This is a genomic window from Pseudomonas sp. 10(2024), assembly GCF_045164175.1.
GTDB classification, from domain to species: domain Bacteria; phylum Pseudomonadota; class Gammaproteobacteria; order Pseudomonadales; family Pseudomonadaceae; genus Aquipseudomonas; species Aquipseudomonas alloputida.
The window spans coordinates 5,682,078-5,697,229 of the sequence record NZ_CP174006.1 but is presented as its reverse complement, the minus strand read 5'-3'; the positions used below and the strand labels follow the sequence as shown (position 1 = coordinate 5,697,229).

General features: G+C 64.2%; 15 protein-coding genes and 1 other RNA gene. 8 read left to right on the top strand and 8 right to left on the bottom strand.

Translation table 11 applies throughout. From position 1 onward, the window contains the following. Nucleotides 1–62: 62 nt before the first annotated feature. The 4 genes from ACI7M0_RS25715 to ACI7M0_RS25700 all read right to left on the bottom strand — a co-directional run bounded on the left by ACI7M0_RS25715 (nt 63) and on the right by ACI7M0_RS25700 (nt 5,398). The gene (locus ACI7M0_RS25715; protein ID WP_129931905.1) at nt 63–1,175 is read right to left on the bottom strand and encodes an ABC transporter permease; all 1,113 of its coding nucleotides are present in this window, start codon (nt 1,173–1,175) and stop codon (nt 63–65) included. Nucleotide 1,176: 1 nt separating this feature from the next. Next, nucleotides 1,177–3,897 (bottom strand): ribosome-associated ATPase/putative transporter RbbA, encoded by a 2,721-nt coding sequence (gene rbbA, locus ACI7M0_RS25710; protein WP_129931906.1) that lies wholly within the window; start codon nt 3,895–3,897, stop codon nt 1,177–1,179. Beyond that, nucleotides 3,894–4,853, bottom strand: coding sequence for an HlyD family secretion protein (locus tag ACI7M0_RS25705; RefSeq protein WP_104962773.1), 960 nt, complete (start codon nt 4,851–4,853; stop codon nt 3,894–3,896). Before ACI7M0_RS25705 ends, rbbA begins: the two co-directional genes overlap by 4 nt. Before the next feature lie 95 nt (nt 4,854–4,948). Then, a complete protein-coding gene (locus tag ACI7M0_RS25700) occupies nt 4,949–5,398 on the bottom strand; it encodes an EVE domain-containing protein (protein ID WP_103469582.1) in 450 nt (149 codons plus the stop codon). 178 nt (nt 5,399–5,576) lie between these two features. Here ACI7M0_RS25700 and ACI7M0_RS25695 point away from each other — a divergent pair, with 178 nt between their 5' ends. Next, on the top strand, nt 5,577–5,729 hold the full coding sequence (locus ACI7M0_RS25695; RefSeq protein WP_003253683.1) for a hypothetical protein: 153 nt from the start codon (nt 5,577–5,579) through the stop codon (nt 5,727–5,729). Between the two features lie 20 nt (nt 5,730–5,749). Here the strand turns inward: ACI7M0_RS25695 and ACI7M0_RS25690 are convergent, their stop codons facing one another. The 4 genes from ACI7M0_RS25690 to ACI7M0_RS25675 all read right to left on the bottom strand — a co-directional run bounded on the left by ACI7M0_RS25690 (nt 5,750) and on the right by ACI7M0_RS25675 (nt 7,179). Then, complete coding sequence (locus ACI7M0_RS25690) at nt 5,750–6,358, bottom strand: 5-formyltetrahydrofolate cyclo-ligase (RefSeq protein WP_010955727.1); 609 nt, start codon at nt 6,356–6,358, stop codon at nt 5,750–5,752. 124 nt (nt 6,359–6,482) lie between these two features. Then, nucleotides 6,483–6,662: non-coding RNA, 6S RNA (gene ssrS, locus ACI7M0_RS25685), on the bottom strand. A gap of 17 nt (nt 6,663–6,679) precedes the next feature. Continuing rightward, a complete protein-coding gene (locus ACI7M0_RS25680) occupies nt 6,680–7,000 on the bottom strand; it encodes a cell division protein ZapA (protein WP_010955726.1) in 321 nt (106 codons plus the stop codon). After that, the gene (locus ACI7M0_RS25675; RefSeq protein ID WP_029886233.1) at nt 6,997–7,179 is read right to left on the bottom strand and encodes a TIGR02449 family protein; all 183 of its coding nucleotides are present in this window, start codon (nt 7,177–7,179) and stop codon (nt 6,997–6,999) included. The genes ACI7M0_RS25680 and ACI7M0_RS25675 overlap by 4 nt, the downstream gene beginning before the upstream one ends. 181 nt (nt 7,180–7,360) lie before the next feature. Between ACI7M0_RS25675 and ACI7M0_RS25670 the strand changes: the two genes are divergently transcribed. From ACI7M0_RS25670 to ACI7M0_RS25640, 7 genes are all read left to right on the top strand, one after another. Continuing rightward, a complete protein-coding gene (locus ACI7M0_RS25670) occupies nt 7,361–7,915 on the top strand; it encodes a YecA family protein (RefSeq protein ID WP_010955725.1) in 555 nt (184 codons plus the stop codon). Nucleotides 7,916–7,936: 21 nt separating this feature from the next. After that, the gene (gene pepP / locus ACI7M0_RS25665; RefSeq protein WP_003253692.1) at nt 7,937–9,271 is read left to right on the top strand and encodes a Xaa-Pro aminopeptidase; all 1,335 of its coding nucleotides are present in this window, start codon (nt 7,937–7,939) and stop codon (nt 9,269–9,271) included. Continuing rightward, nucleotides 9,268–10,467, top strand: coding sequence for a 2-octaprenyl-6-methoxyphenyl hydroxylase (gene ubiH / locus ACI7M0_RS25660; RefSeq protein ID WP_014592796.1), 1,200 nt, complete (start codon nt 9,268–9,270; stop codon nt 10,465–10,467). Before pepP ends, ubiH begins: the two co-directional genes overlap by 4 nt. After that, nucleotides 10,464–10,946, top strand: coding sequence for a DUF4442 domain-containing protein (locus ACI7M0_RS25655; protein WP_129931907.1), 483 nt, complete (start codon nt 10,464–10,466; stop codon nt 10,944–10,946). The genes ubiH and ACI7M0_RS25655 overlap by 4 nt, the downstream gene beginning before the upstream one ends. Nucleotides 10,947–10,955: 9 nt before the next feature. Then, entirely contained in the window at nt 10,956–12,173 is a 1,218-nt protein-coding gene (locus ACI7M0_RS25650) for a 2-octaprenyl-3-methyl-6-methoxy-1,4-benzoquinol hydroxylase (protein ID WP_165366971.1), read from the top strand. A 115-nt stretch (nt 12,174–12,288) separates the two neighbouring features. Beyond that, the gene (locus tag ACI7M0_RS25645) at nt 12,289–13,290 is read left to right on the top strand and encodes an extracellular solute-binding protein (protein ID WP_064491263.1); all 1,002 of its coding nucleotides are present in this window, start codon (nt 12,289–12,291) and stop codon (nt 13,288–13,290) included. A 153-nt stretch (nt 13,291–13,443) separates the two neighbouring features. Beyond that, nucleotides 13,444–15,066, top strand: a complete 1,623-nt coding sequence (locus tag ACI7M0_RS25640) for an iron ABC transporter permease (protein WP_129931909.1) — start codon at nt 13,444–13,446, stop codon at nt 15,064–15,066. The last annotated feature ends 86 nt before the right edge of the window (nt 15,067–15,152 follow it).

The window sequence follows — 15,152 nt, the reverse complement described above, 5'->3', positions numbered from 1 at the left end:
CGAAAGGCGCCCTTTGTCTTTGTGCAAGTTTTCCAATTTTCGGCGGACGCTCGCGCATGCCTTCAAGACGCCAGGCTCCGACGAAACCGCACCAGCGCCACGCTGAAAAACACCAGGCCGATCAGGCCCAGCGCCAGGATATCCGGCCATACCACCGCCCACCCGGCATCCCTGAACAGGATTGCGGCACTCAGGCTGACAAAGTGCGTTGAGGGTGACCCTTGCATCACCCACTGCAGCCACTGCGGCATGCTGTCCAGTGGTGTGCTGCCGCCGGACAGCAACAGCATCGGGATGATCACCGGGATCGCCAGCAGGCCGAACTGCGGCGTCGAGCGCGCCAGGGTGGCGAGGAAAATGCCCAGCGATGTACTGGCGAACAGGTACAGCGCGGTCACGGCCAGGAACAGCCCCATCGAGCCAGACAGCGGCACCCCCAGTGCACCTTTGACGACTACCACCAACGAAATCCAGGTGCAGATCACCACCACCAGCGCGTTGCTGCCGATCTTGGCCAGCATGATCTCAAGCGCGCTCAGCGGCAGCACCAGCAGGTGGTCGAGGGTGCCATGCTCACGCTCGCGCAGCAGCGCGGTGCCAGTGAGGATGATCGCCAGGATGGTGATGTTGTTGACGATCTGGATCACGGCCAGAAACCAGCCCCCCTCCAGGTTGGGGTTGAACAGCGCCTTGGGGTTGATCAGCACCGGGCGTTGCTCGTTACCACGCTGGCTGTAGTCGAGCAGCTCACGCTCGAAGATGCGGCCGATGTAGCCGGCGCCCATGAACGCTTGGCTCATGGCCGTAGCATCGACATTGATCTGCAGTTCCGGCGAGCGCCCGGCCAGCAGGTCGCTCTGGAAGTTCACCGGCACGTTGATGACGAAGGTGTATTGGCCGCTGTCCATGGCCTGGTCCAGGCGCTGCGGAGGCAGCGGCACGGCTGGCTGGAACTCCGGCGGTTGCAGGGCTTCGCTGAGCTTGCGCGAGACCAGGCTATGGTCTTCATCCACCACCGCCACGCTGGCGTTGTGTACGCCGATCACCGAGCCGGCTGCCGGCATGTAGATTGCCACGCTGAAGGCATATAGCAGGAACAGCAGCAGTACGCTGTCATGACGCAGGCTCGTCAGTTCTTTCAGGCCCAGGCGCAGGGTGTGGTTCAGGCGCGACATGTCAGGCCTCCTGCTTTTTCAGCATTGCCAGGCTCAGGCCGGTGAATGCGGCAAAGAAGCTCAGCAGGATCAGGCACTGCGGCCACAACTCGCGCAGGCCCAAGGCCTTGGTGAAGGTGCCGACTGCGATGTCGAGGAAGTAGCCCGCCGGGAACAACTGGCCCATCACCGCTGCCGCGCCGTCCAGCGACGAGCGTGGCACGATCAGCCCGGAAAACTGGATGGTCGGCAGGCTGGTAATGATCATGGTGCCGAGAATGGCGGCGATCTGGGTGCGGGTGAATGCCGAAATCAGCAGGCCCAGGCTGGTGGTTGCCAGCAGGTAGGCCACGCCGCCACATGCCAAAGCCAGTACGCTGCCCTTGAGCGGTACGGCGAACAGCCAGCGGTTCATCGCCACCAGCAGCGCCAGGTTGACCAGGCTCACAGCCAGGTAGGGCATCTGCTTGCCAAGCAGGAATTCCAGGCGGGTGAGGGGTGTGGCGTAGAAGTTGGTGATGGAGCCGAGCTCCTTCTCGCGCACGATGCCCAGTGCCGTGAGCATGGCCGGAATGAAGGCCAGTATCAGTGCCATCACGCCCGGGCCGATGGCGTTCACGCTGACCACATCCTGGTTGTAGCGGAAACGCGTTTCCAGGCGCACCGGGTCCTGGCGCGGCTGCGGTTGTGGGCTGGCCTTTGCCAGTTGCTCCAGGTTGGCCTGGTGCACGGCTTCCACGTAGTTGCGGCTGGTTTCTGCGCGGAACGGCATGCCGCCGTCGAGCCAGGCAGCCACCACCGGCTGGCGCCCTGCGTACAGGTCGCGGCCAAAGCCGGGCGGAATCTCCAGTGCCAGTTTGATTTCCGAGCGTTGCAGGCGCTGGTGCAGCTCGCTGCTGTCGCGGATCGGTGCCTGTTCGGCAAAGTAGCGTGAGCCACGGAAGGCTTCGAGGTAGGCACGACTTTGCGGGCTCTGGTCCTGATCGTGCACGGCAAAGGCGAGGTTTTCCACATCCAGTGAAATGCCGTAGCCGAAGATCACCATCATGAACACTGCACCCAGTAAGGCGAAGGCCAGGCGCACCTTGTCGCGCAGCAGCTCCTTGCCCTCACGGCCGGCCACCGCCAGCAGGCGGCGCAGGCTGAAGCCCCGGCGTAGCGGTAGGGTGGGGGTGGACGCCTGTTCCAGCACGCTGCTGTCGGTGGCGGCTGGTGCCAGTTCCTGGGCCTGTTCCAGGCAGCGGACGAACGCGTCCTCCAGCGTGTTGCCCTGGTACTGGTGCTGCAGGGCATCGGGCGTGTCGCAGGCCAGCACCTGCCCGGCGTGCATCAGCGAAATACGATCGCAGCGCTGGGCTTCGTTCATGAAGTGTGTGGAGAGGAAAATGGTCACGCCCTGCTCGCGGGACAGTTCTACCAGCAGGCGCCAGAAGTCGTCGCGGGCGGCGGGGTCGACGCCGGAGGTCGGTTCGTCGAGGATCAACACTTCCGGACGATGCAGAACCGCCACTGCCAGCGACAGGCGCTGGCGCAAACCAAGGGGCAGGGCGCCAGACGGTTGGTCGGCGATAGCGGCGAGGTCGAAGCGCTCGATCAGCTCATCGATGCGCTGGGCGCTCTCGCCTTTGGGCAAGTCGAAAAGGCGGGCATGCAGGGCCAGGTTCTGCCGGGTGCTGAGCTCGCCATACAGAGAGAAACTCTGCGACATGAAGCCGACCCGCTTGCGTGTGGCCAGGTCGCTGGCGTCCACCGGGCGACCCAGCAGGCTGGCGCTGCCCTCGCTGGCCGGCATCAGGCCGGTAAGCACTTTCATGGTGGTGGTCTTGCCGCAACCGTTGGAACCCAGGAAGCCGAAGATCTCCCCGCGGCCGATGGCGAAACTGACCTTGTTCACCGCTGTGAAGTCGCCAAAGCGCAGGGTCAGGTCGTGTGCCTCGATGGCGACCGGGCCGTCCGTGGCTTGGCGCGGCGGGATTGCCAGTGGTTGATGCTGCGCCTTGCCCGCGCCCTGGTAATGGGTAAAGGCGTCATCCAGTTTGCCGCTCGGGGTGACTGCAGCCAGTTCGTGGCTAGGGCCGGCGGCCAGCAGCCGGCCGCCATCGAGCATCAGGCAATGCTCGAACTGTTCGGCTTCTTCCATGTAGGCGGTAGCCACCAGCAGGGTCAGTTGCGGGCGTTGTGCGCGAACCTGTTCAACCAGCTCCCAGAAGCGCCGCCGCGACAGTGGGTCGACGCCGGTGGTCGGCTCGTCCAGGATAAGCAGGTCTGGCTCGTGGATCAGCGCGCAGCAAAGGCCCAGCTTCTGCTTCATGCCTCCCGACAGCTTGCCGGCCGGGCGCTGGGCAAAGCGCTGCAGGTCGGTGGCCTGCAACAGATTGGCCATGCGCTGTTCACACTCACGGCGGCCCAGCCCGAACAGGGTGGCAAAAAAACGGATGTTCTCGCTGATCGACAGTTCCGGGTACAGGTTGTTGCCCAGCCCCTGCGGCATGAACGCCACTTTGGGGTAGAGCGCCGTGCGATGGCGGCGTTGGCGGATCGAGCCGCCCAGCACCTGCAGCTCTCCCTGCTGTAGGCGTTTCACGCCGGCGATCAGCCCCAGCAGGGTCGATTTGCCAGCCCCGTCAGGGCCGATCAGCGCGCAGCGGGTACCCACAGGGAGGCTGAAGCCTAGTGGGTGGAGGGCTATCAGGTCGCCGTAACGGTGGCTGATGCCTTCGGCCAGCAGTGCCGGGGCGTTCATTGCAGGTTGGCCGGCCAGTCCACCTCAGCCGTGCGTACATAGCCGGCGCCTGGCATGCCTGGTTTGGCTTGCGGCACGGCGCCCGGGTCGCTCAGGCGCAGTTTGACCCGGAACACCAGCTTTTGCCGTTCGTCGCGGGTTTCCACCTGTTTGGGGGTGAACTGGGCCTTGGCTGCGACAAAGGCCACCTTGGCCGGCAGCGCGCGCTCGGGCAGGGCGTCGAGCACGATGCGCGCCTGGTCGCCTACGGTCAGTCGGCCGCTGATGGATGCCGGCAGGTACAGGTTCATGTACTGGTCGCTGGGGTCGATCAGCATCAGCACACGGCCGCCGGCACCCAGCACTTCACCGGGTTCGGCCAGGCGCAGCTGGATGATGCCGTTGATGGGCGCACGCAAGCTGCTGTCGTCGATTTCACTGGTGAGCTGCGCCACTTGGGCTTCGGCGGCGCCAATGGCGGCCTTGATCGCTGCCAGTTGGGCGCGGGCAGCGACTACTGCTGCGTTGGCCGTGTCAAAGCGCGCCTGCTGTTGGTCGAGCAACTGCTGGCTGGCGAACTTGCGCTGGAAGATTTCGCGTACGCGCTTGAGCTCCTGGCTGGCCAACAGCAGTTCACTCTGGCGCAGTTGCACGCTTGCCTGGGCGGCGGCGTAGTTCTCCCGGGCGCGCAGCACTTCGGCTTCGGCCTGGCTGCGCTGGGCTTCCATGGTGCGGGTGTCGATGCGTGCCAGTAGCTGGCCACGGGTCACATTGTCGCCTTCATCGACCAGTACTTCGGCCAGGCGACCGGGGATCTTGCTGGCGATCTGCACTTCGGTGGCTTCAAGGCGGCCGTTGCCCATGCTCAGGCCTTCGGGCAACTGGTCGTGGAGCGACTTCCAGTACCCCAGCCCGCCGGCTGCAGCGAGCAGTGCGATCAGTGCAGTGGCGAAGATTCTAGGGGCGTATCGGTTCATCGTTCTGCATCCTTGCGGTCATGCACAGTACATCATGCCTGGCGGCCATGTGTGGCGTGTTGATATCGGTCAAGCCCTTGACCTTAGCTGCGTATTCAGCGCAACGCGACAATCACCGCCCATTGCTCGGGCGTTACCGGCATGACCGACAGGCGGCTGCCTTTTTGCACCAGCGGCAACTCGACCAGACCGGCCTGCTGTTTCAGCCACCCCAGTTCCAGCACCCTTGGGAAGGTTTGTACGTGGGCCACATCCACCGCGCTCCACGGGTTCTTGTCGGTCGTGGCCTTGGCATCGTGATAATGGCTTTCCGGGTCCAGCGCGGTCGGGTCGGGGTAGGCCGCGCGGGTGATTCTGGCAATGCCGGCGATGCCGGGTTGCGGGCAGCTGGAGTGGTAGAAGAAGAATTCGTCACCCACGCTCATCGCCCGCAGAAAATTACGCGCCTGATAGTTGCGCACGCCGTCCCAGCGCGCTTCACCCAAGCGTGCGAGGGCTTCGATGGAGAGCTCGTCGGGCTCGGATTTCATCAGCCAGTAAGCCATGAATGCTGCTCCTGAAAAGGTTTGAAATAACCTGTTGCACGAAACCGACAGCCGGTTGGCGTCAAGGTTTGCGTGCGGACGCATGTTGTCGGAAAATGCGCCCCGTTTAAAGCGCGTGCGCCGGCGGTACCCAGAATATCGCCGAGTACTGAACAGTTTGCCTGGGGGGCAATCTTCGATGAATCAACGTAAAAAGCCGGATCTGCTGTGGATCCTGGTGTTCATTTTTGGCCTGGGTGTGGTCACTACCGGTTATGCGCAAGGCTTCTGGGAGCGCAAGCTGGACAACGCCTATCAGATGCCGGTCGACGCCAGCCAGCCACAACGTTGATACCCCCCCGCTGGCGCCGCTCAACGTGGCGCCAGGTACCAGCCACGGTCCGAGACCGTGCCCTGCAGCGGAACATCCCAACTGGCCTGCGCCAGCCGCTCGACCTTCTGGCATTCATGCGCCAGCCCCAGCAGCAAGGGTTTTTTCCAGGTTTGCCGACGCGCCTGGTAGGCCAGGCTGCGATCATAGAAGCCACCGCCCATACCCAGGCGGCCGCCCACTTCGTCAAACCCGACCAGCGGTAGCAGAATCAGATCCAGCGCCCAGATCGGCCGCTGGCGTTTGCGATCGATAATCGGCTCTGGAATACGGAAGCGGTTGGGCTTGAGCTTCTCACCCTGCTCAAAACGCTGGAACACCATGCGCGTGCGCGGCCAGGCATGCAGCACCGGCAGGTAGATGCACTTGCCGCGACGCTGGGCTTCGCGCATCAGCAGGCGAGGGTCGATTTCACCGTCGTTGGGCAGGTACAGGGCAATGTGGCGGGCGCGGCGGAACAAGGGGTGTTGCGCCAGCTGGCGGTACAGGCCGAGGGTGGCCTGGCGTTGCTGGGCAGGGGTAAGGGCGCGGCGGGCATTGCGAAGCAGGCGACGTAGCTGGGGGCGGGTGAGCGGCACGTTTTCGGTCATGGCACGGGCGATCCCAGATGTGCTGGCTTTAGTACGAACAGTGCCTGCGCGGTGAATCGTCGTACAAAGCTTGAATAAAGTCGGCCAAAACGAATTGCCCGCCGGGGGGCGGGCAAGGAAATTCAGGCTCCCCGATAAGACCGCTATCGGTGTAGCCCTTGAACCCGAAAGTTCAAGGTGGAGATTGCAGGGGGCGTTAAGGCTTTCCGTCGGGCGGACATGCACACCGGCCCCAGCGTGCAACCCCCGTGGTTGTGCGTATCGGCTCAGGGACATAACCGACTGGCGCATCCCCCAGGGAGTGGCGCCAGTATACCAATCTCAGCCGATTTTGGTATCCGTGTCGTCGGACAAAGCCTTATCTACCCGATCCAGCAGGTCGCGCACCTGTTCGCGGTTCGTGCCGGTGACCGGCGCATCGTTGCGGTCTTCCTGGCGGTGCAGCATTTCGTGGGTAATGTTCAACGCTGCCATGACCGCGATGCGGTCGGCACCGATCACCTTGCCGCTGCTGCGAATCTCGCGCATCTTGCCGTCCAGGTAGCGCGCAGCGCTGACCAGGTTGTTGCGCTCTTCGGGCGGGCAGATGATCGAGTATTCCTTGTCGAGGATCTGCACGGTGACGCTATTGCTTGAACTCATGAGTCTTGCTCCAGAGCCTTGAGGCGTAAAATCATCGACTCGACTTTGCGCTTGGCGATCTCGTTCTTTTCGATGAGGTGGGCGCGCTCTTCGCGCCAGGATTTTTCCTGAGCTACTAGGAGTGCATTTTGCCGTTTTAGTTGCTCGACGCGTTCGATCAGCAACTCGAATCGGCTCATCAGTGCCTGCAGGTCGTTCTCTTGCGTGGGTTGCACTCGATTCGCTCCGTCGTTGACTCACCTGGCGATGATGCCTCTCCCTGGGCGGCAACGGCCAGTGCCGATGGTCTTGGCGCGCCTGCCGGTGCTAGGATACAAGGTCTTCATTCTAGACATTGCGCCGTCTGGCGCCTAGCTGCCCATGCCCAATACTCAATCGCCCTACAACGCTTTCGCCATGCTGCTCTCGAGCAATGGCCATCCTGTCACCCCGGCCGAACTGCACGGCCTGCTGATTGGCCGCAGCTGCGCCGGCGCCGGCTTCGATGCCGATGCCTGGCTGGCCGATGCCGCCCAACTGCTGGAAATCGAGCCTGGTGACAGTGTCCGTAATGCCTTGGTCGGCTTGCAGGAAATGGTCAAGGGCGAGCTAACCAGCGACGACATGGCGATCGTCCTGCTGCTGCCTACCGATGATGCTGCACTGAGCGACCGCGCCACCGCGCTGGGCCAGTGGTGCCAAGGCTTCGTGACCGGTTTCGGCCTGAACGCTGGCGGTAAGGACTTGTCCGACGAGGCCAAGGAAGTGCTGCAGGACCTGGTGGCCATTTCGCAGGTCCAGGAAGCGCTCGAAGAGTCCGAGGACGGTGAGAGCGACTACATGGAAGTCATGGAATACCTGCGCGTGGCGCCCCTGCTGCTGTTCTCCGAACTGGCCAAGCCGGCCGCACCCGCGCCCAAGCCCTCGCTGCACTGATCAACCAAGGGTAGTCTGCCCATGAGCCACATTCCCAAGGCCGAGTATGCCCGTCGGCGCAAGGCGCTGATGGCGCAGATGGTCCCCAACAGCATCGCCATTTTGCCCGCCGCTGCGGTTGCCATCCGCAACCGCGACGTCGAGCACGTGTACCGCCAGGACAGCGATTTCCAGTACCTCAGCGGCTTCCCGGAGCCCGAGGCGGTGATTGCTTTGATTCCAGGGCGCGAGCATGGCGAGTACGTGCTGTTCTGCCGTGAACGCAACCCTGAGCGCGAGCTGTGGGACGGCCTGCGGGCCGGCCAGGAAGGGGCGGTGCGTGATTTCGGCGCCGACGATGCCTTCCCCATCACGGATATCGACGAGATCCTGCCAGGCCTGATCGAAGGCCGCGAGCGGGTCTACAGCGCCATGGGCAGCAACCCGGAGTTCGACCGCCGGCTGATGGACTGGATCAATGTGATCCGCTCCAAGGCACGCCTGGGCGCCCAGCCACCGAACGAGTTCGTTGCGCTGGATCATCTGCTGCACGATATGCGCCTGTATAAATCGGCGGCGGAAGTGAAGGTGATGCGTGCTGCCGCGGACATTTCTGCGCGGGCCCATGTGCGGGCCATGCAGGCCTGCCGCGCCGGGCTGCACGAGTACAGCCTGGAAGCCGAGCTGGACTACGAATTCCGCAAGGGCGGGGCGAAGATGCCGGCCTACGGCTCGATCGTTGCGGCCGGGCGCAATGGCTGCATCCTGCACTATCAACAGAACGACGCGCCGCTTAAGGATGGCGACCTGGTGCTGATCGACGCCGGCTGCGAAATCGACTGCTATGCCAGCGACATCACCCGCACCTTCCCGGTCAGTGGGCGGTTTTCGCCCGAGCAGAAGGCCATCTACGAGCTGGTGCTCAAGGCTCAGGCGGCGGCGTTTGCCGAAATAGCCCCCGGCAAGCACTGGAACCACGCCCATGAAGCGACCGTGCGGGTCATCACCGCGGGCCTGGTGGAGCTGGGCTTGCTCGAAGGTGATGTGCAGGCGCTGATCGACAGCGAAGCCTATCGCGCCTTCTACATGCACCGCGCCGGGCACTGGCTGGGCATGGATGTGCACGACGTGGGCGAGTACAAGGTGGGCGGCGAGTGGCGGGTACTGGAACCCGGCATGGCGCTGACCGTGGAGCCGGGTATCTACATTGGCGCCGACAATCAGGCCGTGGCCAAAAAGTGGCGCGGCATTGGGGTAAGGATCGAGGACGACGTGGTAGTGACCAGGCAAGGTTGTGAAATCCTGACTTCGGGCGTGCCGCGTACGGTCGCCGAGATCGAGGCGCTGATGCAGGCTGCCCGCAAGGCCGTGGCATGAGCCGGGTAAACCTGGCGATCATCGGCGGTGGCCTGGTTGGCGCAAGCCTGGCGTTGGCCCTGCAGGCCGGCGCCAAGGCGCGCGGCTGGAAGATCCTGCTGATCGAGCCGTTCGCCCCCGGCGACAGCTACCAGCCCAGCTACGATGCGCGCTCGTCGGCGTTGTCATTCGGTACCCAGCAGATTTATCAGCAACTGGGCCTGTGGCAGGCCATCGGCCGCCGCGCCGAGCCTATTCGCCAGATTCACGTATCCGACCGTGGTCGCTTTGGCGCGACCCGCCTGGATGCCCTGGAAGAGGGCGTACCGGCGCTGGGTTATGTGGTGGAAAACGCCTGGCTCGGCCAGTGCCTGTGGCAAGGGCTGGACAGCGAGGTGGTGAGCTGGCGCTGCCCGGCCGAAGTGACCTCGATGCAGGCCATCGAACGCGGTTACCGCCTGCGGCTGAACGACGACACCCAGCTGGAATGTGACCTGGCGGTACTGGCCGATGGTGGCCGCTCTGGCCTGCGCGAGCAGTTGGGCATCCATGTGCGCCACACGCCTTACCAGCAGAGCGCGTTGATCGCCAACATTACCCCGGGTGAGGCCCACGGCGGCCAGGCTTTCGAGCGCTTCACCGAAGAGGGCCCCATGGCCTTGCTGCCGTTGCCGGAAAACCGCTGCGCACTGGTGTGGACCCGCCAGGGCATGGATGCGCGGCGCCTGGCCGACATCGACGAGCGCAGCTTCCTGCGCGAACTGCAGGGTGTGTTCGGGTACCGCCTGGGCGCGCTGCGGCAGGTGGGCGCACGGCACCTCTACCCGCTGTCCTTGATCGAGGCCCAGGAGCAGGTGCGGCCGCACCTGGTGGTACTGGGCAACGCAGCACACAGCCTGCACCCCATCGCGGGCCAGGGTTTCAATCTGTCGTTGCGTGACGTGCAGGCCCTGGCCGAAGCGCTGCTGGCGGGCCCACAGCAGCCTGGCGACCTGACCACGTTGCAGGCCTATCACCAGCGCCAGCGCCTGGACCAGGCGATGACCATCGGCTTCTCCGACCAGGTCACCCGCCTGTTCGGCAGCAATCAGCCGTTGCTGACGGCCGGGCGCAACCTTGGCCTGCTCGGGCTCGACCTGTTGCCACCGGCAAAAAGCTGGTTCGCCCGCCAGGCGATGGGCCTGGGCACCCGCCCTGATCCGCGGGGCCAGGCATGAGCAACCCGCGTAAACTGGCGCGCCGGGCGCGCATGCTGCGCTGGATGCTGAACCTCTACCCACCATACCTGGGTGCCGGTATCCGTGTGCAGCACATCAGCCCGGACCTGCGTAGCGTCAAGGTGGCGATGAAACTGACTCGCTGGAACCGCAATTACGTCGGTACCCAGTTCGGTGGCAGCCTGTATGCCATGGTCGACCCGTTCTACATGCTGCTGCTGATCGAGCAGCTGGGGCGCGACTACATCGTCTGGGACAAGGCCGCCAGCATCGATTTCATCTCGCCGGGCAAAGGCCCGGTTTATGCCGAATTCCACGTCGATGATGCGCTGCTGGACGAAATCCGCCAGCAGGCCGCCACCGGCAAGAAATGCCTGCCGCGCTTGCAGGTCGATATCCGCGATGGCGCCGGCGAGTTGGTGGCGCGGGTCGATAAAACCCTATACGTGCGGCTCAAGCCGCAAGCGAGGCTGGCGTAAGGCATGGACATGCGCGCAGATCTGTTGATTGTGGGTGCCGGTATGGTCGGCAGCGCCCTGGCCTTGGCGTTGCGCCACAGTGGCCTGCAAATTTTGTTGCTCGATGGTGGCCCGCTGACGGTCGTACCCTTCGATGCCCAGGCCCCGTTCGAGCCGCGTGTCAGCGCGCTATCGGCGGCCAGCCAGCGCATCCTCGAGCGCCTTGGCGCCTGGGATGGCATTGCCCAGCGGCGCGCCACTCCGTATTCCGACATGCATGTGTGGGATGGCAGCGGCACCGGGCAGATTCACTTCTCGGCGGCCAGTGTGCATGCTCAGGTGCTCGGCCATATCGTCGAGAACCGGGTGGTGCAGGACGGCCTGTTGGAGCGCCTGCACGACAGCGACATCGGCCTGCTGGCCAATGCGCGGCTGGAGCAATTGCGTCGCTCCGGCGATGAGTGGCTGCTGACCCTGGCGGATGGCCGGCAACTGCGGGCACCGTTGGTGATCGCTGCCGACGGTGCCAATTCGGCGGTGCGGCGTCTGGCCGGCTGCGAAACCCGCGAATGGGATTACCTGCACCATGCCATTGTCACCAGCGTGCGTTGCAGCGCCGGGCACCAGGCCACGGCCTGGCAGCGCTTCACTGACGAAGGTCCGCTGGCGTTCCTGCCGTTGACCCGCGATGGTCAGCAGGACTGGTGCTCGATCGTCTGGTCGACCACCCCGGAGCATGCCGAGCAGCTGATGGCGATGGATGAAGTGGCCTTCCTGCAGGCCCTGGAGCGGGCCTTCGAAGGGCGTCTGGGCGCGGTGCTTCAGGCCGACCCACGGGTCTGCGTGCCGCTGCGCCAGCGTCACGCCAAGCGCTACGTGGATGAAGGCCTGGCCTTGATCGGTGATGCTGCACACACCATTCACCCGCTGGCCGGGCAGGGTGTGAACCTCGGCTTCCTCGACGCGGCGGTGCTGGCTGAGGTGCTGGTCAATGCTTGCGAGCGCGGCGAGAGACTGGCCGATGTGAAGGTGTTGAGCCGTTACGAGCGCCGGCGCATGCCACACAACCTGGCGTTGATGGCGGCGATGGAGGGGTTCGAGAGGTTGTTCCAGGCCGATCCGCTGCCGTTGCGCTGGTTGCGCAACAGCGGGTTGAAGCTGGTGGAGCAGATGCCGGAGGCCAAGGCGCTGTTTGTGCGCCAGGCGTTGGGTTTGAGTGGTGACCTGCCGGATCTGGCCAAGGCTTGAGAGTGGCGGGGCTGCGTAGCAGTCCTTTGCAACATCCGGTAACGCCTAGGTAGGTGAGCCAGAAAATGGGATTCACTACCATTCGCACCTCTCATACGATCGAGGAGTGCTTCAAATGTTGCCACGCAAGCCCCTACTGGCCGCCTTGGCCCTGACCCTGTTCGGCGGCACTGCCCAGGCAGCGGACGAAGTGGTGGTGTACTCCTCGCGCATCGACGAGCTGATCAAGCCGGTGTTCGATGCCTATACCGCCAAGACCGGGGTCAAGATCAAGTTCATCACCGACAAGGAAGCCCCGCTGATGCAGCGCATCAAGGCCGAGGGCGACAACGGCGTGGCCGACCTCCTGCTGACCGTCGATGCAGGCAACCTGTGGCAGGCCGAGCAGATGGGCATTCTGCAGCCGATCGAGTCCGACGTCATCGACCAGAACATCCCGGCGCAGTTCCGCGCCTCGTCCCATGACTGGACCGGCCTGAGCCTGCGTGCCCGCACCATCATCTACTCCACCGAGCGGGTCAAACCCGAGGAGTTGAGCACCTACGAAGCCCTGGCTGACAAACAGTGGGAAGGCCGTCTGTGCCTGCGTACGGCCAAGAAGGTGTACAACCAGTCGCTGACCGCCACCCTGATCGAAACCCACGGTGAGGCCAAGACCGAGCAAATCGTCAAAGGGTGGGTCAACAACCTGTCCACCGATGTGTTCTCCGACGACAACGCGGTGATCCAGGCCATCGAGGCCGGGCAGTGTGATGTGGGCGTGGTCAACACCTACTACTACGGCCGTCTGCACAAGCAGAACCCGAACCTGCCGGTGAAGATCTTCTGGCCCAACCAGGGCGACCGTGGTGTGCACGTGAACCTCTCGGGCATCGGCCTGACCAAGCATGCGCCACACCCGGAGGCCGCGAAGAAACTGGTGGAATGGATGACCGGCGAAGAAGCGCAAAAGCTGTTTGCTGATATCAACCAGGAGTTCCCGGCCAACCCGAAGGTGAAGCCATCGGAGGAAGTGGCGGCGTGGGGCAGCTTCAAGGCCGACAGCATTCCGGTGGAAATTGCCGGCAAGCGCCAGGCTGAAGCCATTCGCCTGATGGATCGGGCTGGCTACAACTAAGCGCCAGGCTTTATCCTCTTTGGGCCCGTTAGGGCCCTTTCGCGGGTAAACCCGCTCCTCAGGATCGGCACTGCCTTGCGCGGTCCCCGTAGGAGCGGGTTTACCCGCGAACGACCGCAAAGCGGTCGCAAATCAGCCACAGAGACATTCAATTTGCCCCACACCCCCCAACGCCGCTGGTACCTCCCGGTCTCCCTGATCGCCGCCTTGGTGCTGCTGCCCCTGAGCGTGCTGCTGTTGTCCTGGCAATCCATCGACCTGCAGATCTGGTCCCACCTGCTCGACACCCAGATGGGGCGCCTGCTCGGCAATACCCTGACCCTGGTGGTGGGCGTGGGCATTGGTGTCACCGTGCTGGGCGTCAGCCTGGCCTGGCTTACCAGCCTCTGCGACTTCCCTGGTCGACGCTGGCTGGACTGGGCGCTGATGTTACCGTTCGCCATCCCGGCCTACGTGCTGGCGTTCGTCTTCGTCGGCCTGCTGGACTTTTCCGGCCCGGTGCAAGGCGCCCTGCGCGAGGTGTTCGGGCCAATGCGCCTGCCTCGGGTGCGTTCCACCGGTGGGGTAATCACCGTCCTGGTGCTGGTCTTCTATCCCTATGTCTACTTGTTGGCGCGCACGGCTTTCCTGGCTCAGGGCAAGGGCCTGATGGAGGCGGCGCGGGTACTCGGGTTATCGCCCCTGCAGGCGTTCTGGCGGGTGGCCTTACCCATGGCTCGGCCGGCGATCGGTGCCGGTATCGCCCTGGCGCTGATGGAAACCCTGGCCGACTTCGGTGCAGTGGCCGTATTCAACTTCGACACCTTCACCACGGCCATCTACAAGACCTGGTACGGCTTTTTCAGCTTGTCCAGTGCGGCCCAGTTGGCCAGCCTGCTGCTGCTGGCGGTGATGTTGGTGCTGTACGGCGAGCGCCGCGCCCGCGGTGCCAGCCGGAGCGGCAACGAACGGCCGCGCGCGCAGGCGCTGTATCACCTGCGTGGTCTCAAGGCGCTGTTGGCCAGTGGCTGGTGCCTGCTGGTGTTCGCCTGCGCTTTCGTCATCCCGCTGCTGCAGTTGCTGGTGTGGTTCTGGCAACGCGGTCGGCATGACCTGGATGAGCGTTATATCGGCCTGGTGCTGCACACCCTGTACCTGGGAAGCATGGCGGCGCTGGTCACGGTATGTGTGGCGCTGCTGCTGGCCTTTGCCCGGCGCCAGGCACCGACGGGCGGTATCCGCGCCGGGGTTGGCCTGGCCAATCTGGGGTATGCCCTGCCCGGCTCGGTGTTGGCGGTATCGATCATGCTGGCCTTCAGTTACCTCGACAACCACCTAGTCATCCCGTTGTCCAGCTGGCTGGGCGGCGCCGGCAAGCCGCTGCTGCTAGGTAGCCTCTCGGCGTTGCTGCTGGCCTACCTGGTGCGCTTCATCGCGGTGGCCTACGGGCCGCTGGAGAGCAGCCTGGAGCGCATCCGCCCGTCACTCCCTGAAGCCTCGCGCAGCCTGGGTGTTGGCGGCGCAAGATTGTTTTTCAAGGTGTATCTGCCGCTGCTGGTGCCGGGGGCACTTGGCGCCGCGCTGCTGGTGTTCGTCGATGTGCTCAAGGAAATGCCCGCCACCTTGCTGATGCGGCCGTTCGGCTGGGACACCCTCGCCGTGCGGGTGTTCGAGATGACCAGCGAGGGCGAGTGGGCGCGCGCCTCGCTGCCGGCATTGACCTTGGTATTGGTGGGCCTGCTGCCGGTCATCGGCCTGATTCGCCGTTCGGCCCGTCGACCCGGTCACAGTCACTGAGGATGTCAGTTTGCGACCTTGCGGCTACAATGCGCGGCATTCGCGCGGCGGGTGTGAGTAACAAGAAAAGCTGACGACCCAACGTC